The sequence below is a fragment of the Pseudomonas sp. UBA5706 genome (assembly GCF_002419965.1).
Classification (GTDB): Bacteria; Pseudomonadota; Gammaproteobacteria; order Pseudomonadales; family Pseudomonadaceae; genus Aquipseudomonas.
Genome location: NZ_DIHC01000043.1, coordinates 263,736 through 285,072, shown reverse-complemented (window position 1 = coordinate 285,072; position 21,337 = coordinate 263,736). Strand labels below are relative to the sequence as shown.

The window sequence follows — 21,337 nt, the reverse complement described above, 5'->3', positions numbered from 1 at the left end:
ACAATCCTCGGACCCTGTTAAAATGCCCGCCCATTTTGCAAGCGACCCCCCTTTTTCTCATGTCCCGACTCAATCCCCGGCAACAAGAAGCCGTGAACTACGTCGGCGGCCCTCTTTTGGTGCTCGCCGGTGCAGGCTCCGGCAAGACCAGCGTGATTACGCGCAAGATTGCCCACCTCATTCAGAATTGCGGCATTCGTGCGCAGTACATCGTTGCGATGACCTTTACCAACAAGGCGGCGCGGGAGATGAAAGAGCGGGTCGGCACCCTGCTGCGCAGCGGCGAAGGACGCGGCCTGACGGTTTCGACGTTCCACAACCTGGGCCTGAACATCATCCGCAAGGAGCACGCCCGCCTGGGCTACAAGCCTGGTTTCTCGATCTTCGACGAGACCGACGTCAAGGCCCTGATGACCGACATCATGCAGAAGGAATACTCGGGCGACGATGGCGTAGACGAGATCAAAAACATGATCGGCGCCTGGAAAAACGACCTGATTCTCCCTGCCCAAGCGCTGGCCGACTCGCGCAATCCCAAGGAGCAGACGGCTGCCATTGTCTACACCCACTATCAGCGCACGCTGAAGGCCTACAACGCCGTGGACTTCGACGACCTGATCCTGCTGCCGGTAAAGCTGTTCGAAGAACACGCCGACATCCTGGAAAAGTGGCAGCACAAGGTGCGCTACCTGTTGGTGGACGAATACCAGGACACCAATGCCAGCCAATATCTGCTGGTAAAGATGCTCATCGGCACCCGTTGCCAGTTCACGGTAGTGGGCGACGACGACCAGTCGATCTACGCCTGGCGCGGCGCACGGCCGGAAAACCTGATGCTGTTGAAGGATGATTACCCGTCACTCAAGGTCGTGATGCTGGAACAAAACTACCGCTCCACCAGCCGCATCCTGCGCTGTGCCAACGTGCTGATCGCCAACAACCCCCACGCATTCGAGAAGCAGCTGTGGAGCGAGATGGGTCATGGCGATGAAATCCGCGTGATCCGCTGCAAGAACGAAGACGCCGAAGCCGAACGCGTGGCGGTCGAGATTCTCAGTCTGCACTTGCGCACCGACCGGCCCTACAGCGATTTCGCGATCCTCTACCGCGGCAACTATCAGGCAAAGCTGATCGAGCTCAAACTGCAGCACCACCAGATCCCCTATCGTCTGTCCGGCGGCAACAGCTTTTTCGGTCGTCAGGAAGTCAAAGACCTGATGGCCTACTTCCGCTTGCTGGTGAACCCGGACGACGACAACGCCTTCCTGCGCGTGATCAACGTCCCGCGTCGGGAGATCGGCTCGACCACGCTGGAGAAACTCGGCAATTACGCCACCGAGCGCAAGGTTTCTATGTATGCAGCCACCGATGAAATCGGACTGGGCGAGCATCTGGACAGCCGTTTTACCGACCGCCTCAAGCGCTTCAAGCACTGGATGGACGGGGTGCGCCAGCAGTGCGCGACCCAAGAGCCGATCGCCGCCCTGCGCAGCATGGTCATGGACATCGACTACGAAAACTGGATTCGCCAGAACAGCTCCAGCGACAAGGCCGCCGATTACCGCATGGGCAACGTGTGGTTTTTGATCGAGGCGTTGAAGAACACGCTGGAGAAGGACGAAGAAGGCGGCATGACCATCGAAGAGGCCATTGGCAAATTGGTCCTGCGCGACATGCTTGAGCGCCAACAGGAAGAAGAAGACGGCGCTGAGGGCGTGCAGATGATGACCCTGCACGCCTCCAAGGGTCTGGAGTTTCCCTACGTGTTCATCATGGGCATGGAAGAAGAGATCCTCCCTCATCGCTCCAGTATCGAGGCCGATACCATCGAGGAAGAACGCCGACTGGCCTACGTGGGCATCACCCGCGCGCGCCAGACCCTGGCCTTCACCTTCGCCGCCAAGCGCAAGCAGTACGGCGAAATCATCGACTGCCTGCCAAGTCGTTTCCTCGATGAATTGCCCCCGGACGATCTGGCCTGGGAAGGCAACGACGACACACCTACCGAAGTGAAAGCCGTTCGCGGCAATACGGCATTGGCGGATATTCGCGCCATGCTGAAAAGATAAAACCCTACATTTCGCGCCTTATGCGCCCTGAGGAACAGCAACGTGGAAGCACTGCACAAGAAAATTCGCGAGGAAGGCATCGTACTTTCCGACCAGGTATTGAAGGTCGACGCGTTTCTCAACCATCAGATCGATCCGGTCCTGATGCAGCAGATTGGTGACGAATTCGCCACGTTGTTTGCCGACTCAGGCATCACCAAGATCGTCACCATTGAAGCCTCCGGCATCGCGCCGGCGGTGATGACCGGCCTTAAACTCGGCGTGCCAGTGATTTTCGCGCGCAAGCATCAGTCGCTGACCCTTACGGAAAACCTGTTCTCGGCGAGCGTTTACTCGTTCACCAAGCAGACCCAGAGCACCATCGCGATTTCCACGCGCCATCTGAGCGACAGCGACCGCGTGTTGATCATCGATGACTTCCTGGCCAACGGTAAGGCGTCCCAAGCGCTGATCTCGATCATCAAGCAGGCCGGCGCCAGTGTGGCTGGACTGGGCATCGTGATCGAGAAGTCGTTTCAGGGCGGCCGTGCGGAGCTCGATGGGCAAGGCTATCGTGTAGAGTCCCTGGCGCGAGTGAAATCGTTGAACGGTGGCGTGGTGACGTTCGTCTAAACATCGACCCACCTGCTGCAGCGCCCCGCCGGAGGGCAGCGATCTCAAGTGAGTCAGCGCAGCAAGCCGTGCCGCTGCCGCAGGCACGGTGGTCGGGCCCAAGTCAGCCGCACCGGGCCTTTCCAGGCAGGCTGGCAGGTCGCTGCGAACGGTTGAGCAACTCAGGAGATATCTCATGGACATTGGCAAATCACTGAGCGTAGAAGCGTTCTTTGATCCGCAGACCTCGACCATCAGCTACCTGGTGGTGGACCGCTCGACCCTCAAGGCGGCGCTGATTGACAGTGTGCTGGACTACGACCCGAAATCCGGGCGCACCGGCACCGGTTCTGCGGACAAGTTGATCGCCAGGGTTCGTGAATCGGGTGTCTCGGTGGAGTGGATTCTGGAAACTCACGTTCACGCCGATCACCTGTCGGCTGCCGCGTATCTCAGGGAACAGCTGGGGGGCAAAGTGGCCATTGGCAGTCACATCACCCGGGTGCAGAAAGTCTTTGGCGCATTGTTCAATGCCCACGGAGACTTCGCCCGGGATGGCAGCCAGTTCGATCAGTTGCTGGAAGACGACGCGCATTTCAGGATCGGTTCGCTGCAGGCCAGGGCGATGCACACTCCTGGCCACACCCCGGCCTGCATGACCTACCTGATCGAAGCCGATGGCCAGACTGTGGCCTTTGTCGGTGACACCCTGTTCATGCCTGACTACGGTACCGCCCGCTGCGACTTCCCCGGCGCTGACGCGCGCATGTTATATCGCTCGATCAGCAAGATCCTCAGCCTGGCGCCGCAGACCCGTCTGTTCATGTGCCATGACTACCTGCCCAACGGCCGTGAATTGATGTACATGACCACGGTCGCCGAGCAGCGCGCGAGCAACATCCACATCCGCGAGGGCATCGATGAAGAAGCCTTCGTCCAGATGCGCGAAAAGCGAGATGCAACCCTGGACATGCCGGTGCTGATCCTGCCCTCGGTGCAGATCAACATGCGCGGCGGCCATATGCCGGAGCCGGAAGACAATGGCGTGCGCTATCTCAAAATCCCGATCAACGCACTTTGACTCATTGATGACCGGCACCGAGGGTGGACGCAACAAACGATGAATGAACACGAACTGATCGGAGCCGGCCTCGGTACGATCATTGGAGCGGTATTGGCGCTGACCGGCGCAGGCGGTGGGATTCTCGCCGTGCCGTTGCTGGTATTCGGCCTGGGACTGACGATGATCGAAGCAGCGCCTGTAGGGCTGCTGGCGGTTGGGCTGGCATCGGCAGTGGGCGCACTGCTGGGGTTGCGTCAGGGCATCGTGCGCTATCGTGCAGCGCTGTTCATTGCTGCAATCGGCATCTGCTTCGCGCCGCTGGGTCTGTGGCTCGCTCATCAGGTGCCCGACACGCCGTTGGCACTGGGGTTTGCGCTGGTAATGGTGTATGTCTGCGGCCGAATCTATCGCAAGGCAGCAATTGAGTTACGGCATGGCAAGCCGCTCGAGCGCGCCGGGTTCCTGCCGTGCGTGCTCAATCCACTGGAAGGCCGCCTGCGCTGGACCCTGCCCTGCGCCCGTTTCCTGGCCGTCACCGGCATGATGTCGGGCTTGCTGTCCGGCCTGCTCGGGGTCGGTGGCGGATTCGTGATCGTTCCGGCGCTGACACGTTATACCGACCTGAACCTGAAAAGCATCGTCGCGACTTCTCTGGCGGTGATCGCGCTGGTGTCCACTGGCAGCGTGGCCACGGCCAGCCTCAGTGGGGTGATGCACTGGGCGGTGGGCCTTCCTTTCACAGCGGGTGCAGTGGCGGGGCTGATGGCAGGGCGGCAGGTGTCACGATTCCTGGCAGGGCCCAGATTGCAGCAGCTGTTTGCCATGACCGGATTCTTCGCAGCGGCGTTGTTGATCATTAAGTCACTTGGCTGACACAACCAGAAAGCAGTTAACCCTGTAGCAACGCGGTTTACCGGCGGTGGTTGCGTCCTGCCCGCCGTCGCAAGCCGGACGAATGCAGAAGATCACCCGACTCGATGAAGGTCCTTCAGGTTTGAGTGGCCTGCAATCCCGCCAATACCAGCCGCTGATACAGTTCCTCCCGCAGCCCCTGCGGCTCTTGCAGCCCCATGCGTCGTAAATGCTCTGTATACGCACCCGGCTCTGGTGCCTCCAGGGTCGCCTTGCCCAACTCGATGATCTCCGTGAGCTTGAACTTGCTCTTGAGCCAGTTCAGCGCCCGCAGTAAATCGCGCTCCTCGGCGCTGAAATCGCTGCCCAGCGGGTATTCGACGAACAGCGACGGGAACTGATCGCGAATCTCATTCAGCCGCTGCGGAGTGTTTCGGGTGAACAACGGATCAAGGCGGAAGCCCTTGCCCAGCTTGCCCGCTTTTTGCGCTTGTTCGATCAGGCTCGGTTGAAACCGTGAGTCAGTGATGTTGAGCAAGGCTTCGATCACTGCGGCATCCGTTTTGCCACGCAAATCAGCAATGCCGTATTCGGTGATAACGATATCGCGCAGGTGCCGGGGGATGGTTGTGTGGCCATATTCCCAGACGATATTGGAACTGACCTCGCCACCCGACTCGCGCCAACTTCGCAGGATCAGGATCGAACGCGCGCCTTCCAAGGCATGCGCCTGGGCGACAAAGTTGTATTGCCCTCCCACCCCGCTGACCACGCGCCCGTCCTCCAGTTGATCGGACACTGCCGCGCCCAGCAGCGTTACAGTAAAGGCGCTGTTGATGAAGCGCGCATCGCGCCGCTGCAGGCGCTTCAAGGTTTCATCGCCATACAGCTCGTTGATGTAGCTGATGGCCGTCATGTCGATCTGCTCGATTTGAGCGCAGGAAAACTCGCGCAAACGCTCATAGAAACTGCGTGGCCCCAGGAAAAAACCGCCGTGGATCAGCACGCCATTTCCATGAATCGTCTCGTCCAGCGCACCTGCGTTAGCGAGCCGCTGTAACGCCGCATCCGCATATACCCCACGCCGAATAATGCCTGCGTCGAGTAACACCAACAGGCCATTGACCAGCATTTCGCTACAACCGTAGAGACCGGCCCCAAAAGGCATCACTCCACCCTCGGCTTCGATCAACGGCTTCCAGGTAGAAATCCCATCCAGTTCGGCCAGGCACGCGCGATAGGTCTCGTTGTCCGCTTGCCGCGCCAGCAACGCTGCCGTCAACGCATCGCCCATGGAGCCGATACCGATCTGTAACGTGCCGCCGTCGCGCACCAACGTGCTGGCGTATAGGCCGATGAAGTGATCCTGACAGCCCACCGGCATATTTGGCGTAGAGAACAGGGTGCTGCGCTCTTCGTACTCGATCAACAGGTCGAAGGTGTCCGCGCTCACCTCGGCATTGCCAGACATGTAAGGCAAATCGGCATGAACGTGTCCGAGCATCAATATGTGCTCGCCCGCCGCGCGACGCTTTTGCAGCATTGGCAGCAGATCGAGGGTGATGTCCGGGTTACAGCTCAGGCTCAGGCACTGTGGACGTTGCGGATTGTGAGCCACCAACTGCGCTACCAGGTTTACGCCACTGCCGTTGATGTCCCGCGCGACATGGCTGTAGTTGCTGCTGACGTAATCCTGCTGCGCCTGGGCACTGCCCAGAAGACTGCCAGGCTGCATAAAGAACTGCTCGACCTGCACGTTGGGCGGCAGGTTGCTTTTATGAAGATCGGCGAGGAAATCCAGTTCCAGATAGTCACCAAACACGCGCTCAAGAAAGGGCTCGAGAAAACGCCCCTGCAAACCGTCGCCCGCCTTTGGACGCCCAAGGCACAGCGCGGTATAGATGGTTAGCTGCCGGTCAGGCAGGGATTTGATGCGGGCATAAAGTGCATTGGCGAACCGGTTGGGCTTGCCCAGCCCCAAAGGCATCCCCATGCGGATGTGCGCCGGCAGCTCGGCCAGCACGTGATCGACAGCTTGCTCGATCGAGCAGGAATGCGGCATCCGGCCTCTCCTGGTTTGTTATTCGATTGAGCTTGGACCGGGGATGAGAGGAAATTGCTGCAATACGCCAAGGCAACTCGGTTTGCGTCTGATGCTGCCTGGAAGGAGCAGGCGCACAGCTTGCTCGCGGTCTGCCGGGAACCGGCAGCAAATGCAGGCTATGCAGGGTGTCTGACACCACTAAGCATCCGGTCTTTCAATGCCGCTGCACGCCAGATCGCTGGTAAGCCAAGCGCCTAGCGCCTGAATCAAGACCGTGTTCAGTCGAAGCTCAATTTCTGCGGGTATCGATCGCTACCAACTTGTCCTCGATGAACTTCAGATGCTGATAAGCGCCATTGCGCGGGCCATATACCCACAACGTGACTTTCACTGCGTTGAAACGGGGGACGCCGTTGTTTCTAGACACCGGATTCTGTTCAACACTGCTATCGGGCGCGCCGCATTTCTCACGGACCACGCTGATGGTGTCACCCAGGCTGATCAATGACGTCCCGCAACGCATCGTGGCGTCTGCCGTACCAGCGAACATCACGGCAGCAAGCGCCCATATCCCTATCAGCAGTGTTTTCTTGAACATGTACCTTTTCGCCCCGCTGCTCCTGTCAGTCCGACATTTCATTGATCGCGACCTTCAATTCGTCGTCCCGGCGATCAGGGCCGCCGCAGCGATCAAAAATTCGCGGGCGTGGCCGCGCTGATCAGCCGTGCCGGGACGTCGAAGGGGTTGCGAAAGCGATGGGGTCGCGTGCTTTCGAAATAGTAGCTGTCGCCTGCTTCGAGCACGTAGGTATCGAGGCCGACCACCAATTCAAGGCGCCCTTCGACCAGAATGCCGGTTTCTTCGCCTTCGTGAACGAGCATTTCTTCACCGGTGTCAGCGCCTGGCGGGTAGACCTCGGTGAGAAAGGCTATAGCCCGCCCCGAATGGGATTTGCCAACCAGCTTCATGGTGACAGCGCCGTCCGAAATATCGATCAGTTCGCTGGCCTTGTAGACCACCTGGGTCGGGTTTTCTGGCTCGATCTCTTCAGAAAAGAATTCCACCATGGACATCGGAATTCCGCTCAGCACCTTGCGCAGGGAGCTGATCGAGGGGCTGACGCTGTTCTTTTCGATCATGGAAATGGTGCTGTTGGTCACGCCCGCTCTTTTGGCGAGTTCACGTTGCGACAGACCTTTGAGTTTGCGAATGGATTGCAGTCGTTCACCGACGTCCAATGCGGGGGTCCTCCGGGTAATCAAGCACGGTCAAGTGGTCGCCATGATGGCAACAGTGTTCAGTATTTACAACACTTGGAACCGTTGGCCGATTAGCCAAGGAACTCGCGGCCACCAACGGCCGCGAGGTAATTCAGGACGAGCAATCGTCAGCCTGCGCAATAGAGCCTTGGCACACGTTTGAGGTTGCAGAATATCTGGTAAGGAATGGTTCCGGCGCTGGCAGCAACGTCGCTGGCCAATACGTTTTTGCCCCACAATTCGACGCGGCTGCCCAGACCTGCGCCCGGCACGGTGCTCAGGTCAACGCACAGCATGTCCATCGAGACGCGGCCGAGCAACTGGCTGCGCTGGCCATCGATCATCACGGGCGTGCCGGTCGGTGCCTGGCGCGGATAGCCATCGGCATAGCCCATGGCGACGACGCCGATCCGCATGCGGCGGTCAGTGACGAAGGCGCCGCCATACCCCACCGGCTCCCCCGCTGGCAATTCACGCACGCAGATGACCTTTGACTCCAGGGTCATGACCGGTTGCAGTCGGTCAGCCACCGATTGCGGCTGATCGAAAGGCGTGGTGCCGTAGAGCATGATGCCCGGCCGAACCCAATCGCTCGGTACGTTCGGCCACCCCATTACCCCCGGAGAGTTACGCAGACTGACTTCTACCGGGAGATCTTCGCGGGCCGACTGGAAAATCGCCACCTGCTCGTCGGTGCGAACACTGCCCAGCTCATCGGCACGGGCAAAGTGAGTCATCAGCACAACCTTGGCCGTTTTGCCGGTGGCCAGCAGGCGCTGGTAGGTCGCCTGATATTCGCTGGGATGAATGCCGACGCGGTGCATGCCCGAATCCATTTTCAGCCAGATATTCAGCGGCTTGCCCACATGGGATTTCTCGATGGCCTCAAGTTGCCAGTGCGAATGCACCACACACCAGAGGTCATGCTCGACGATCAGCGCCAGCTCGTCAGCTTCGAAAAAACCTTCCAGCAGCAAAACCGGTGCGCTAATACCGGCCTGCCGTAACTCCAGCGCTTCTTCGATGCAGGCAACGGCAAACCCGTCGGCCTCGGTGTCCAGCGCTTGGGCGACGCGCACGGCACCATGCCCATAGGCATCGGCCTTGATCACGGCAAGTGCCCTCGCGCCGCTGGTTTCACGGGCCAGTTGGTAGTTGTGGCGCAGGGCTGAAAGATCAATAAGGGCGCGGGCTGGACGCATGGTGAGTGGATTCTGACGCAAAGGGATAAAAGAGCAGTGGGAGCGGCTGGGCTCGTGCAGCGTGCTGAGTCGGACAACTTTTTGTCATCTGTCAGCACGCTTTCGCGAATACGCTCGCTCCCCCAGGGATGGCAAAAAAGACAACGAATTACGAAAGCGCCGCGATCACCGACAGCTCAATCAGAATTTCCGGCTCGCAAAGCTTGGCTTCGACCGTGGCGCGCGCCGGTGCGACGCCTTTGGGCAGCCACTTGTCCCACACGCTGTTCATTGCGGCAAAATGTGCGTCGATGTCCTTCAAATAGATCGTCACCGACAGAATGCGGCTCTTGTCGGTGCCCGCCAGGTCCAGCAGCCGCTCGATATTGCTCAGGACCTCGCGGGTTTGCTGTTCGATACCCGCTGTCATGTCGTCGCCCACTTGTCCGGCGAGATAAACGGTGCCGTTGTGGGCAACAATCTGACTCATGCGCTCATTGGTGAGCTGGCGCTGTACTGACATGTTTGGCGATCTCCTTGGAGCTTGCATAGCGGGAAATATCGAGGCCTTCGGCGCTGATCTGAGGCGTCTTGCGGGCAATCAGATCGGCCAGCAGGCGACCGGAACCACAGGCCATGGTCCAGCCGAGCGTGCCGTGGCCGGTATTAAGGAACAGATTGCGATAAGGCGTGGCACCGACGATGGGTGTGCCGTCGGGCGTGGTCGGACGCAGACCGGTCCAAAAACTCGCCTCGCTCAGATCGCCGCCCTGAGGATAGAGATCGTTGACGATCATCTCCAGCGTTTCCCGTCGACGCGGGTTGAGCGACAGGTCGAAACCGGCAATCTCGGCCATGCCACCCACGCGAATACGGTTGTCGAAACGAGTGATCGCCACCTTGTAGGTCTCGTCGAGAATGGTCGAGGTCGGAGCCATGTCGGGGTTGGTGATTGGCACGGTCAGCGAGTAACCCTTGAGCGGATAAACCGGCGCCTTGATGCCCAACGGCTTGAGCAACTGCGGCGAGTAGCTGCCCAGCGCGAGAACATAACGATCAGCGGTTTGCAGCTTGCCGTTGACACGCACGCCATTGATTCGGTCCCCGGCGAAATCAATCGACTCGACGGCCTGGCCGAACCGGAATTCAACGCCTAGCTTCACGCACATCTGCGCCAGACGCGTGGTGAACAGCTGGCAATCGCCGGTCTGGTCGTTTGGCAGACGCAGGGCACCGCTGAGGATATTGCTGACGCTGGCCAACGCAGGCTCAACCCGAGCGATGCCTGCGCGGTCGAGCACTTCATAGGGCACGCCCGCCTGTTCAAGCACGGCGATGTCCTTGGCGGCATTATCCAGCTGCTCCTGAGTGCGGAACAGCTGAGTGGTGCCCAGGCTGCGACCTTCATAGGCGATCCCCGTTTCGGTGCGCAGCTCGTCGAGGCAATCGCGGCTGTACTCGGACAGACGCACCATGCGCTCCTTGTTGACCGCGTAACGGCTTTGCGTGCAGTTGCGCAGCATTTGCGCCATCCACAAGTACTGACCGATGTCGGCAGTTGCCTTTATTGCCAATGGCGCGTGGCGCTGCAGCAGCCATTTGATGGCTTTGAGCGGTACGCCCGGCGCGGCCCATGGCGATGCATAGCCCGGCGAAACTTGGCCGGCGTTGGCAAAACTGGTTTCCAGGGCAGCGGCAGGCTGACGGTCTACGACCGTTACCTCGAAGCCTGCACGGGCCAGGTAGTAAGCACTGGTGACACCGATTACGCCACTTCCAAGGACCAGGACGCGCATGTTGATTCCCTCATCGCGGATATCCGCTGACGTTTCAAAGTTTTAAGCAAGGATGTGCGCAGTATAAAAAGCGAGGAGCAGTGCTTTTCACTATATAAACGCCTATATTCGGCGCTAATTCTCGGCAACCAATACTTTCGCAGAGAGAGGGGTTTTAATGCGTACCCAACACCAGTCGAAACGTGAGCTGGACAAGATCGATCGCAATATCCTGCGCATCCTGCAAAGCGACGGCAGAATCTCGTTCACGGAGTTGGGAGAGCGCGTGGGCCTGTCTACTACGCCCTGCACGGAGCGGGTCCGCCGCCTTGAACGCGAAGGCATCATCATGGGCTACCACGCGCGTCTCAACCCTCAGAACCTCAAGGCTAGCCTGCTGGTGTTCGTTGAAATCAGCCTGGATTACAAGTCAGGTGACACCTTCGAGGAATTCCGCCGCGCAGTCCTCAAATTGCCCCATGTGCTGGAGTGTCATCTGGTGTCGGGAGACTTCGATTATCTGGTGAAGGCGCGTATTTCCGAGATGGCGTCGTACCGCAAGCTGCTGGGCGACATCCTGCTCAAGCTGCCCCACGTGCGCGAATCCAAAAGCTACATCGTGATGGAAGAGGTGAAGGAGAGTCTGAATCTGCCGATTCCGGAGTGACCGCGCTCATCATGGGCTGTGCCCCGGGGCAAGCCCGGCGCATATAAACCCCTCTACACCAACACCTGCCGCGTCGACGCGATGAACTCATGCACCTGCTTCTCGACGCGCGGATGGATCAGCGTTTCAGGACGGCGGCCGTTGGGGCACGGCAGGGTCGCGGTGGTGCCGAACAGACGGCAGATCAGCGGGCGCTCCTCGTACACCGTGCATCCGTCAGGTCCCAGGTGCACGCAATTGAGCTCATTGAGCGCTGCGTCCTGTTGCGCTGCCGTCTTACGTGGCAGGCGCGCCATTTCTTCGGAGGACGTCGTCACTGGTCCACAGCAATCGTGGCAGCCCGGTACGCAAGCGAAGGAAGGGATCTGGCGTCGCAGGTCGCGGATTTTCTGGCTATTGGCGCTCATCGCATAGGTTTTTCCTGTGAGGGGCGGTAATTGTGCATCACCCATGCTCACTCGTCATTTCTTGCCCCTGCTTCTGCTCGCCGCTACCCTCCGTAAAATTTTCAAACCGCTTCCGTGAGATCAACCCCATGATTGCCTCCCGCCACGCCGCTTCCTACTACGCGGCCAGTAGCCATGCTCAACCGGACTACCCTGCGCTCACTGGCGAGCGCACGGTTGATGTGTGTGTGATCGGCGGTGGGTATTCGGGGCTCAACACGGCCATCGAGTTGGCCGAACGCGGCCTGAGCGTGGCGCTGCTTGAAGCGCACAAGATCGGTTGGGGCGCCAGCGGGCGCAATGGCGGCCAGTTGATCCGGGGTGTCGGCCACCACGTTGAGCGCTTTCGCGATGTCGTGGGTGATGAGGGCGTGCGTCAATTCAAGCTGATGGGCCTGGAGGCCGTTGAAATTGTCCGCCAGCGCGTGGAGAAATACCGGATCGATTGCGACCTTACCTGGGGTTACTGCGACCTGGCCAACAAACCCAAGGAGTTCGACGGGTTTGCCGAAGATGCCGAGCAACTGCGCGGCCTGGGCTACCGCCACGAGCTGCAGCTCATACAGCCTGAGGACATGCGCAACGTCATCGACTCCGGTAACTATGCAGGCGGCCTGCTGGATATGGGCTCAGGTCATCTGCACCCGCTTAATCTGGCCTTAGGTGAAGCACGTGTGGCTCAAGACCTGGGCGTACAGCTGTTCGAACGCTGCGCCGTAAATCGCCTGGAATATGGCCCCCAGGTCAAGGTGCATACCGCACAGGGGCTGATTCGCGCCAATACCCTGGTGCTGGGCTGCAACGCCTACCTCAATGGTCTCGACCCGACACTGAGCGGCAAGATCCTGCCGGCGGGCAGCTACGTCGTCGCCACCGAGCCGCTCGGTGAAGAGCTTGCCCGCCAGTTACTGCCGCGCAATACCGCCATGTGTGACCAGCGCGTGGCTGTGGATTACTTTCGGCTTTCGGCGGACAGACGCCTGTTGTTTGGCGGCGCCTGCCACTATTCAGGGCGCGACCCGCAGGACATTGGCGCCTACATGCAGCCGAAAATGCTCAAGGTGTTTCCGCAGTTGAAGGACGTGAAGATCGATTTTCAATGGGGCGGCATGATCGGTATCGGTGCCAATCGCTTGCCGCAGATCGGGCGTCTGAAAGCTCACCCCAATGTGTTTTATGCGCAAGCGTACTCAGGGCACGGGCTCAACGCCACGCATCTGGCGGGCAAGTTGCTGGGTGAGGCCATTAGTGGTCAGCACAGCGGCGGTTTCGAGCTGTTTGCCAAGGTGCCGCACATGACATTCCCCGGCGGCAAGCATTTGCGTTCACCGCTGCTGGCGTTGGGGATGCTTTGGCATCGGCTCAAAGAGCTGATGTAAACCTTCCTGCCTTCACGTGCAGGAGCGTGGCTTGTCCCGCGTTCTGTCGCTAGCGGCAGCCATGGCAGACAAGCAGGTTGTGCATGACACAGCGCACGAGGCGGGTTCACCATCGGTCCCGGCAGATCGCGGGACATGCCTGGCGCCTACACGTCATGCACGCCCTCTCAACCTTCATCACTCCCGCCAAAACGGCTTGAGACCTTCGCGGCGCGCCTGCTCGTAACTTAAGCCGACGTCGCGCAGTTGATCATCTGTTAGCCCTAACAGCGCCAACCGGGTACGCCGACGATGCTGAAACAACGCCCACAGGCTCAACCCCTCAAAGCCGTCCAAACGGACGGTCGCACTCTGCTCCTCAACCAAATCCGGCGCATGCAGCGTTAACCGGACATCGTCTATGGCGCTCATTTGCAGATACCTCATCATGGGTTCAAGTAATTCCATGATGCGTCTGTATGAAAAACCATTACAGATGCAAAGAATTCTAATTTTTTGCATACAGAAACGTGGTAGAGCGAGCTGAATGCTGTATTTTCGTTGCATCTGTATTGGCCAACTTGCGCAGCTGTGGGGAGAACACGATGACCCTTTATGTCAATCTTGCCGGATTGCTCGGCACGCGCATCGAAAACGGTTTCTATCGCCCGGGTGATCGCCTGCCCTCGGTTCGAGCCCTGAGCCTGGAGCACGGCGTCAGCCTGAGCACCGTGCAGCAGGCTTACCGCCTGCTGGAAGACAATGGCTTGGCCCTGCCGCGTCCCAAATCAGGCTATTTCGTTCCCGCCGGACGCAAGACCCCTGCCCTGCCTGCCATAGGACGTCCGGCGCAGCGACCTGTGGATATTTCGCAATGGGATCAGGTGCTGGAACTGGCCCGCGCCATTCCCAGCCCCGACATCGTGCAACTGGCGCGAGGGATGCCGGACATCACCAGCCCGACCCTGCGTCCGTTGACCCAGGCGCTGGGCAGGATCAGCCGCCGCCAGGACATGCCCGGCCTGTATTACGACAACATCTACGGCACCCAATGCCTGCGCGATCAGGTGGCGCGCTTGTTGCTGGATTCGGGCACGCGTATCGATCCTAATGACCTGGTCATCACCACCGGCGCCCAAGAGGCATTGGCCGTGAGCATCCGCTCGATTTGTCAGCCCGGCGATATCGTCGCCGTCGACTCGCCAAGTTTTCACGGCGCCATGCAGGCGTTGAAAGGACTAGGGATGAAAGCGCTGGAGATACCTACCGACCCGATTACCGGCATCAGCCTTGATGCACTGGAGCTGGCGCTCGAACAGTGGCCCATCAAAGCCATACAGCTGACACCCAGTTGCAATAACCCGCTGGGCTACATCATGCCCGAGGAGCGCAAACGTGCACTGCTGACCCTCGCTCAGCGTTTCGACGTGGCGATCATCGAAGACGATGTGTATGGCGATCTGGCGTACACCTACCCGCGCCCGCGCACGATCAAATCCTTCGACGAGGACGGACGCGTTCTGCTGTGCAGTTCATTCTCGAAAACCCTGGCCCCCGGCCTGCGAGTCGGCTGGATCGCGCCGGGCCGATACCTTGACCGGGTGCTGCACATGAAATACATCAGCACCGGTTCGACGGCGACCCAGCCGCAACTGGCGATTGCCGAGTTTCTCCAGGCTGGCCATTACGAACCCCACTTGCGCAGGATGCGTGGCCAATACCAGCGCAGTCGCGACCTGATGACCGATTGGGTGACGCGTTACTTTCCGGAAGGCACCCGGGCCAGTCGCCCCCAGGGGGGCTTCATGCTGTGGATCGAGCTGCCGAAGGATTTCGACTGCCTGAGGCTCAATCGCGCACTGCAAGGACAAGGTGTACAGATTGCAGTGGGTAATATCTTTTCAGCTTCAGGCAAGTACAGAAATTGCCTGCGCATGAATTTCGCTGCCAAGCCCACGCCGCAGATCGAGGAGGCTGTGCGCAAGGTGGGCGCAATGGTTGCGCGCCTGATGAGCCAGGCCGCTCCGACATGACTTAACCTTTTGCGGAAAATGCGGTCATATCGCCATGATGTGACTTCTGGATGAATGCGTTGACGAAAACATGGGCACTGCCCCTTCTCCTGGCCATTGCCCTCGGCGTTAGCGGATGTGTGCACACCACTGCACAGCAAGATGCACCGAGCCAGGCGCTGCCCGCTACGCAGTCCGCCTTCGGGCGGTCGATTCTCGCCGAAGCGGCGCCCCATGAGGGCCGCTCGGGCTTTCGTCTGCTGCCCAATAGCACCGAAGCCTTCATGGCGCGCGCCGAGCTGATCCGCAACGCCAAGACCAGTCTGGATTTGCAGTATTACATCGTCCACGACGGCCTCAGCACACGCGCTCTGATTGACGAACTGCTCAAGGCAGCCGACCGCGGCGTGCGCGTGCGCATTCTGCTGGATGACACCACCAGCGACGGTCTGGATGAGGTCATCGCTACCCTCGCCGCGCATCCCAATATCCAGATTCGCCTGTTCAATCCGCTTAATCTGGGACGCAGCACCGGCGCGACGCGCTCGCTTGGCCGACTGTTCAACCTCTCCCAGCAACACCGACGCATGCACAACAAACTGTGGCTGGCAGATAGCGCGGTGGCGATCGTCGGTGGACGCAATCTGGGGGATGAGTACTTCGACGCCGAGCCGAACCTCAACTTTACGGACATCGACATGCTCAGCGTCGGGCCTGTGGCTGAGCAACTGAGCCACAGTTTCGATCAATACTGGAACAGTACCCTGAGCAAATCAGTCGATGATTTCGTCTACTGGCCGCCGGACACCAGGGATCTGGCCGTGGCCCGCCACCAGCTCGACGCCTCCCTGGCACAGGCGCATATCGAGAAGAAAGCACTCTATGAGCGGTTGATGGCCTACAGGACCCATCCCCGCATGAAGACCTGGCTGAACGAGCTGATCTGGGCGCACAACCAGGCACTGTGGGATGCCCCGACCAAGGTGCTGTCCCGTGGCGAACCCGATCCACATCTGCTGCTGACCACCCAGCTGAGCCCGGACCTGCTGAACGTGCATCAGGAACTGATGATGATTTCCGCGTACTTCGTGCCGGGCCAGGAAGGCCTCACATACCTCACAGGGCTGGCGGATAAAGGCGTATCGGTGGATCTGCTGACCAACTCGCTTGAGGCGACAGACGTGCCGGCAGTCCACGGCGGTTATGCGCCGTATCGCAAGGCGCTGCTGGCTCACGGCGTGAAACTGTTCGAACTGCGGCGCCAGCCTGGCGACCCGAGTAATGCGCACGGCAGCGGGCCGAAGTTTCTACACACCAGGACCCTCAAGGGCGGGTCGGAGTCCAGCCTGCATAGCAAGGCGATGATTTTCGATCAGCAGAAGATCTTCGTCGGTTCCTTCAATTTCGATCCTCGCTCGGTGCTATGGAATACCGAAGTCGGCGTATTGGTCGATAGCCCCGAACTCACCGGGTACCTGCGTGACCTGGCCCTGCAAGGGATGGCGCCTGCGATCAGCTACCAGGCGAAGCTGGAAAACGATCGCGTGGTCTGGGTAACCGAAGACAACGGCAAGCTTCACACACTGTACAAGGAACCTGGCGACTGGTGGCGGCGGCTGAACGCCTGGTTCAGCAGCGCAGTGGGCCTGGAACGGATGCTCTAGGCCGCGACCGGTTGCCTGCCAAAAGCGCGTGGCCGCTGCGAAAGGATTACCAACCCCAGCGCCCCCGCAGCCATCAATAATGGCAGCGCCTGACCGCTGATCCACTGACTGCCAGCGCCTGCGGCCAACGGCCCCAGCAAACAGCCGATGCCCCACAGTTGCGCCACATGGGCGTTGGCGCGCACCAAGGCATCATCCCGGTAACGCTCACCAATAAGGATCAGTGACAGGGTGAACAGCCCACCTGCGCTGGCACCGAACAGCACCCATAGCGGCCAGATGGCCAGGGTGTCCACCCATAACGGAATTGCCAGGCTCGATAGCATCAGCGCAACTGCACAACCCGAAAACAGCCGCCGCCGGGAAATCCGGTCCGCCAATGCACCAATTGGCAGCTGCAGCAAGGCGTCGCCCACCACCACCGTACTGACCATCGCCAATGCCACTTCGGGGGTGAAACCCTGTTGCAGGCAATACACCGGCAGTAGAGTCAGAATCATCGCTTCGAACCCAGCGAACAGCGCGATGGCCCACGCGATGGCAGGTAGTTTTTGACAAAAACCGCCAAGATCACGCAGCGAAACGTGACTGGACCCGGCGCTTGGCGCACCCGTGCGGCCCAGCAACAGCAAGGGCGAAGCTGCGAGCAATGCGGTGCCGATCCAGAATCCATAGTCGTGCGCGGTACCGATGACGCCCAGAAGCAGCGGACCGCCCAGTTGGCTTAAGGCATAGCAACTGCCGTACAGCGCCACCAGTTTGCCGCGCAGGTTTTCGGTGACCAGCTGGTTGATCCAGCTCTCGCCGAGGATGAACACCATGGTCAGGATCACCCCGAGCATCAGGCGCAGCACCAGCCACACCCAGTAGTCTGGTAACAGCGCTAGCAAGCCGACGGAAAGCGACCCGCCCCACAGACACAGGCGCATCAGTTTAGCGGTGCCCAGAATCGCGGCAAGACGGCTGGCGAGACTGGCACCCAAGAGAACCCCGACGGCCGGCATTGCCGCCATGACGCCAATGGCAAAGGCACCGTAGCCCCAGGCTTCGAGGCGCAACGACACAAGCGGCATGCTCACGCCCAATGCCAGACCGACGCTCAACACGGACGACAGCACCGCGAAATAAGTACCCCAACGCATCACCACGCTCCTGTGGCTGTAAAAGCATAAGACGAAACAGCCGGGCCTTTAGGGAAGCCCGGCTGCTCGCAAAAATAGTGTCGCCTGAGACTCGATATGGGCTGATCGCAATCTGACTTTGATTCGCCCGCAAGCGCAGGCGCAAAGCTTGGTCACGATCTGCCGGGAGCCGGCAGCAAAATCAGACACCTCGGGGTGTCAGAAAGACCCCATGCGCAGGGTTTACTGCCGCTACGCGCAAGCATTGCTCCTACGCTTCGGCTGTCAGCAGTTCAGCGCCCCCAAAAAAAACCGTAGAGCGAGATGGCCTTGACCGCGCATCTCGCCCTCTTCCGGCTTACAGCTTGATCCAGGTCGCTTTCAGTTCGGTGTACTTGTCGAACGCATGCAGCGACTTGTCGCGACCGTTGCCGGACTGCTTGAAGCCGCCAAATGGCGCGGTCATGTCGCCGCCGTCGTACTGGTTCACCCAGACACTGCCGGCGCGCAACGCACGGGCCGTCAGATGAGCCTTGGACAGGTCAGCCGTCCACACCGCCGCTGCCAGGCCATAAGGCGTGTCGTTGGCGATCTGCACCGCCTCTTCGGCGGTATCAAAGGTCAGCACCGACAGCACCGGACCAAAGATCTCTTCCTGCGCGATTTTCATTGCGTTGGTCACACCGTCGAAGATTGTCGGCTCGACATATGTGCCGCCAGTCTCCTGCAGGATGCGCTTGCCACCGGCAACCAGCTTGGCGCCATCCGTGTGACCGGCTTCGATGTAGGACAGCACCGTGTTCATCTGCTGCGTGTCCACCAGCGCACCGACGTTGGTGGCAGGGTCAAGTGGATTGCCCGGTTTCCAGGCTTTCAGGGCCTCGATGACCTTCGGCAGGAACGTATCTTTGATCGATCGCTCAACCAACAGACGCGAGCCGGCAGTACAGACCTCACCCTGATTGAAAGCAATCGCACTGGCAGCAGATTCGGCAGCTGCTTGCAGGTCCGGGGCGTCGGCGAACACGATGTTCGGGCTCTTGCCACCGGCCTCCAACCAGACGCGTTTCATGTTCGATTCGCCTGCATAGATCAGTAACTGCTTGGCAATTTTTGTCGAGCCGGTGAAGACCACCGTGTCGACATCCATGTGCAGCGCCAGCGCTTTGCCGACTGTGTGGCCATGCCCCGGCAATACGTTAAGCACACCTTTCGGAATACCCGCCTCGATCGCCAATTGTGCGACGCGGATAGCGGTCAGCGGCGATTTTTCCGACGGTTTGAGTATCACAGAGTTGCCGCTGGACAGTGCAGGGCCGAGTTTCCAGCTCGCCATCAACAGCGGGAAGTTCCACGGCACGATGGCCGCGACCACGCCAATCGGCTCGCGTGTGACCAGCCCCAGTTGATCGTGGGGGGTGGCCGCAACTTCATCGTACAGCTTGTCGATGGCCTCGCCGCTCCAGCTCAGCGCTTGCGCAGCGCCCGGGATATCAATGCCGTAGGAGTCACTGATCGGTTTGCCCATGTCGAGCGTCTCGAGCAGGGCGAGTTCTTCGGTATTTTCCTTGATCAGGGCGGCGAAGCGCAGCATCGCAGCCTTGCGCTTGACCGGGGCCAGACGCGACCAGACGCCGGAATCGAAGGTTGCACGGGCGCTTTCGACGGCACGTTGGGCGTCAGCAACATCACTGCTGGCCACTTTAGCGAGGAATCGACCATCCACCGGGCTAAGACAGTCGAAGGTGGCGCCTGATGCAGCGTCGGTGTACTCGCCATTGATGAAGGCACGGCCTTCGATCTTCAGATCCTTGGCGCGTTTTTCCCAGTCAGCATGAGTCAGGGTGGTCATCGAACGTCCTCCTCTAATGAAATGTGCGCGCCCTCACGCTCATGAGCCGCGTTGCAGGACATCGCCTGACGGGGCGGGCTCGGCTAAAGGCATTCGTCACCCTAAACCAGCGCTGTGTGAATTTCCAATATATTGGACAAAAATAGGCAAAACGACGACTTATCGTGCATTTTATTCAACAGCCCTTTGTTCCAGAGGCCATCAAGGTTTGGCACTCTGACCAAAAACCTTCCTCCAATCATCATCTGCCACCGCCCATTCAGGAGCCACGCACACATGAGTATCAAAACCATCGTCGACTTCAGCGAAGCCACCACCACCGCAGAACGCTACAAGCCCGTTGCGCAGAAGATTCTGAAGGGCGACCCCGAGCAAACCGTCTACAACCATTACAACAGTCCGTGCGGCCAGATGAGCGCAGGTGTCTGGGAAGGTGAAGTCGGGCAGTGGAAGGTCAATTACACCGAGCATGAGTACTGCGAAATCGTGCAGGGCGTGTCGGTACTGCGTGATGAACAGGACAACGCAAAAACGCTGCGCGCCGGGGATCGATTCGTTATCCCGGCAGGGTTCAATGGAACGTGGGAAGTGCTGGAACCTTGCCGCAAGATTTATGTGGTGTTCGAACACAAGGCTTAACGCCAGGACGTCAGATGGTGCCGGCGCAGCGGTGGTGGATCAGCAGCCGAAGTGTCGCTGCTTCGAGTCAATCCATACCAACCTTTCGCCCACGAAAAAGCCCGCATCACTGCGGGCTTTTTCGTAAGAGGCAAAAAATCAATTACTTGATTTTGGCTTCTTTGTAGATCACGTGCTTGCGAACAACCGGATCGAATTTTTTAATTTCGATTTTGTCCGGCGTGGTGCGCTTGTTCTTGTCGGTGGTGTAGAAGTGGCCGGTGTTAGCGGTCGACACCAAACGGATCAATTCACGCATGATTTTCTCCCTTAAACCTTAGCGCCATCACGGCGAATTTCGGCCAGAACGACATCAATGCCGCGCTTGTCGATGATACGCATGCCTTTGGCAGATACGCGCAGACGTACGAAGCGTTTCTCGCTCTCAACCCAGAAGCGGTGATGCTGCAGGTTCGGCAGGAAACGACGACGGGTTTTGTTGTTTGCGTGGGAAATGTTATTCCCGGTTACCGGACCCTTACCGGTAACTTGACATACTCTCGACATGCCTCAGCCCTCTAAAACCACATGCCCAACCCGGCATGGGTTGGCCGCTTAATCTCTCAGTCATGGCGCTAGGCGCCGCGTTTCTTCAGGGGTCTTACCGGCCACACCTACGAAGAAGGAAGCGGGCCCCTAGAAAAGAGCGCTGCTTTATACCAGAAAGCCCAAAGCGCAACAACATAAACGACGAATTACCGGCA

Annotated in this window: 21 protein-coding genes; 9 read left to right on the top strand and 12 right to left on the bottom strand. The window is 59.4% G+C overall.

The features are described 5' to 3' along the window. Nucleotides 1-59 precede the first annotated feature (59 nt). The 4 genes from rep (at nt 60) to B3I26_RS22065 (ending at nt 4,596) form a co-directional block, all read left to right on the top strand. The gene (rep, locus tag B3I26_RS22080) at nt 60-2,069 is read left to right on the top strand and encodes a DNA helicase Rep (RefSeq protein WP_296260800.1); all 2,010 of its coding nucleotides are present in this window, start codon (nt 60-62) and stop codon (nt 2,067-2,069) included. Between the two features lie 42 nt (nt 2,070-2,111). After that, nucleotides 2,112-2,681, top strand: a complete 570-nt coding sequence (xpt, locus tag B3I26_RS22075; protein WP_296260799.1) for a xanthine phosphoribosyltransferase — start codon at nt 2,112-2,114, stop codon at nt 2,679-2,681. Nucleotides 2,682-2,856: 175 nt separating this feature from the next. Next, nucleotides 2,857-3,741, top strand: a complete 885-nt coding sequence (locus B3I26_RS22070; protein WP_296260798.1) for an MBL fold metallo-hydrolase — start codon at nt 2,857-2,859, stop codon at nt 3,739-3,741. Between the two features lie 39 nt (nt 3,742-3,780). Next, nucleotides 3,781-4,596: a sulfite exporter TauE/SafE family protein gene (locus B3I26_RS22065; RefSeq protein WP_296260797.1), complete on the top strand. Its 816-nt coding sequence runs from the start codon at nt 3,781-3,783 to the stop codon at nt 4,594-4,596. Between the two features lie 115 nt (nt 4,597-4,711). Here the strand turns inward: B3I26_RS22065 and B3I26_RS22060 are convergent, their stop codons facing one another. The 6 genes from B3I26_RS22060 to dadA all read right to left on the bottom strand — a co-directional run bounded on the left by B3I26_RS22060 (nt 4,712) and on the right by dadA (nt 10,856). Continuing rightward, nucleotides 4,712-6,637, bottom strand: a complete 1,926-nt coding sequence (locus B3I26_RS22060) for an acetyl-CoA hydrolase/transferase C-terminal domain-containing protein (protein ID WP_296260796.1) — start codon at nt 6,635-6,637, stop codon at nt 4,712-4,714. Nucleotides 6,638-6,908: 271 nt separating this feature from the next. Further along, nucleotides 6,909-7,217, bottom strand: coding sequence for a DUF2845 domain-containing protein (locus tag B3I26_RS22055; RefSeq protein ID WP_296260794.1), 309 nt, complete (start codon nt 7,215-7,217; stop codon nt 6,909-6,911). 92 nt (nt 7,218-7,309) lie between these two features. Beyond that, nucleotides 7,310-7,858 carry a cupin domain-containing protein gene (locus B3I26_RS22050; RefSeq protein WP_296260792.1) on the bottom strand — a complete coding sequence of 183 codons (549 nt, stop codon included), beginning with the start codon at nt 7,856-7,858 and terminating at the stop codon, nt 7,310-7,312. Nucleotides 7,859-8,007: 149 nt separating this feature from the next. Further along, the gene (alr, locus tag B3I26_RS22045) at nt 8,008-9,081 is read right to left on the bottom strand and encodes an alanine racemase (RefSeq protein WP_296260789.1); all 1,074 of its coding nucleotides are present in this window, start codon (nt 9,079-9,081) and stop codon (nt 8,008-8,010) included. Nucleotides 9,082-9,229: 148 nt separating this feature from the next. Next, the gene (locus B3I26_RS22040; RefSeq protein WP_296260787.1) at nt 9,230-9,583 is read right to left on the bottom strand and encodes a RidA family protein; all 354 of its coding nucleotides are present in this window, start codon (nt 9,581-9,583) and stop codon (nt 9,230-9,232) included. Next, a complete protein-coding gene (dadA, locus tag B3I26_RS22035) occupies nt 9,555-10,856 on the bottom strand; it encodes a D-amino acid dehydrogenase (protein WP_296260785.1) in 1,302 nt (433 codons plus the stop codon). The genes B3I26_RS22040 and dadA overlap by 29 nt, the downstream gene beginning before the upstream one ends. A gap of 157 nt (nt 10,857-11,013) precedes the next feature. Here dadA and dadR point away from each other — a divergent pair, with 157 nt between their 5' ends. Further along, nucleotides 11,014-11,502: a transcriptional regulator DadR gene (gene dadR, locus B3I26_RS22030; RefSeq protein ID WP_296260783.1), complete on the top strand. Its 489-nt coding sequence runs from the start codon at nt 11,014-11,016 to the stop codon at nt 11,500-11,502. A 53-nt stretch (nt 11,503-11,555) separates the two neighbouring features. Here the strand turns inward: dadR and B3I26_RS22025 are convergent, their stop codons facing one another. After that, nucleotides 11,556-11,909: a YkgJ family cysteine cluster protein gene (locus tag B3I26_RS22025; protein WP_296260781.1), complete on the bottom strand. Its 354-nt coding sequence runs from the start codon at nt 11,907-11,909 to the stop codon at nt 11,556-11,558. A gap of 128 nt (nt 11,910-12,037) precedes the next feature. Here B3I26_RS22025 and B3I26_RS22020 point away from each other — a divergent pair, with 128 nt between their 5' ends. Continuing rightward, complete coding sequence (locus B3I26_RS22020) at nt 12,038-13,327, top strand: NAD(P)/FAD-dependent oxidoreductase (protein ID WP_296260779.1); 1,290 nt, start codon at nt 12,038-12,040, stop codon at nt 13,325-13,327. A gap of 177 nt (nt 13,328-13,504) precedes the next feature. On the opposite strand, the gene B3I26_RS22015 is transcribed toward B3I26_RS22020, so the two are convergent. Next, the gene (locus tag B3I26_RS22015; protein ID WP_296260957.1) at nt 13,505-13,738 is read right to left on the bottom strand and encodes a DUF1127 domain-containing protein; all 234 of its coding nucleotides are present in this window, start codon (nt 13,736-13,738) and stop codon (nt 13,505-13,507) included. 173 nt (nt 13,739-13,911) lie between these two features. Between B3I26_RS22015 and B3I26_RS22010 the strand changes: the two genes are divergently transcribed. Then, on the top strand, nt 13,912-15,339 hold the full coding sequence (locus B3I26_RS22010) for a PLP-dependent aminotransferase family protein (RefSeq protein ID WP_296260777.1): 1,428 nt from the start codon (nt 13,912-13,914) through the stop codon (nt 15,337-15,339). A 59-nt stretch (nt 15,340-15,398) separates the two neighbouring features. After that, complete coding sequence (locus B3I26_RS22005) at nt 15,399-16,982, top strand: phospholipase D family protein (protein ID WP_296260775.1); 1,584 nt, start codon at nt 15,399-15,401, stop codon at nt 16,980-16,982. On the opposite strand, the gene B3I26_RS22000 is transcribed toward B3I26_RS22005, so the two are convergent. Then, entirely contained in the window at nt 16,979-18,124 is a 1,146-nt protein-coding gene (locus B3I26_RS22000; protein ID WP_296260773.1) for an MFS transporter, read from the bottom strand. The two genes, B3I26_RS22005 and B3I26_RS22000, sit on opposite strands and share 4 nt — an antisense overlap. Nucleotides 18,125-18,461: 337 nt before the next feature. Continuing rightward, nucleotides 18,462-19,955, bottom strand: a complete 1,494-nt coding sequence (locus B3I26_RS21995; RefSeq protein WP_296260771.1) for an aldehyde dehydrogenase — start codon at nt 19,953-19,955, stop codon at nt 18,462-18,464. Nucleotides 19,956-20,231: 276 nt separating this feature from the next. On the opposite strand from B3I26_RS21995, the gene B3I26_RS21990 reads away from it, so the two are divergent. Next, a complete protein-coding gene (locus B3I26_RS21990; RefSeq protein WP_296260770.1) occupies nt 20,232-20,594 on the top strand; it encodes a cupin domain-containing protein in 363 nt (120 codons plus the stop codon). Nucleotides 20,595-20,736: 142 nt separating this feature from the next. On the opposite strand, the gene rpmG is transcribed toward B3I26_RS21990, so the two are convergent. Beyond that, nucleotides 20,737-20,892, bottom strand: a complete 156-nt coding sequence (gene rpmG / locus B3I26_RS21985) for a 50S ribosomal protein L33 (protein ID WP_010225867.1) — start codon at nt 20,890-20,892, stop codon at nt 20,737-20,739. Between the two features lie 11 nt (nt 20,893-20,903). Continuing rightward, nucleotides 20,904-21,140: a 50S ribosomal protein L28 gene (rpmB, locus tag B3I26_RS21980; RefSeq protein WP_108236194.1), complete on the bottom strand. Its 237-nt coding sequence runs from the start codon at nt 21,138-21,140 to the stop codon at nt 20,904-20,906. Between the last annotated feature and the right edge of the window lie 197 nt (nt 21,141-21,337).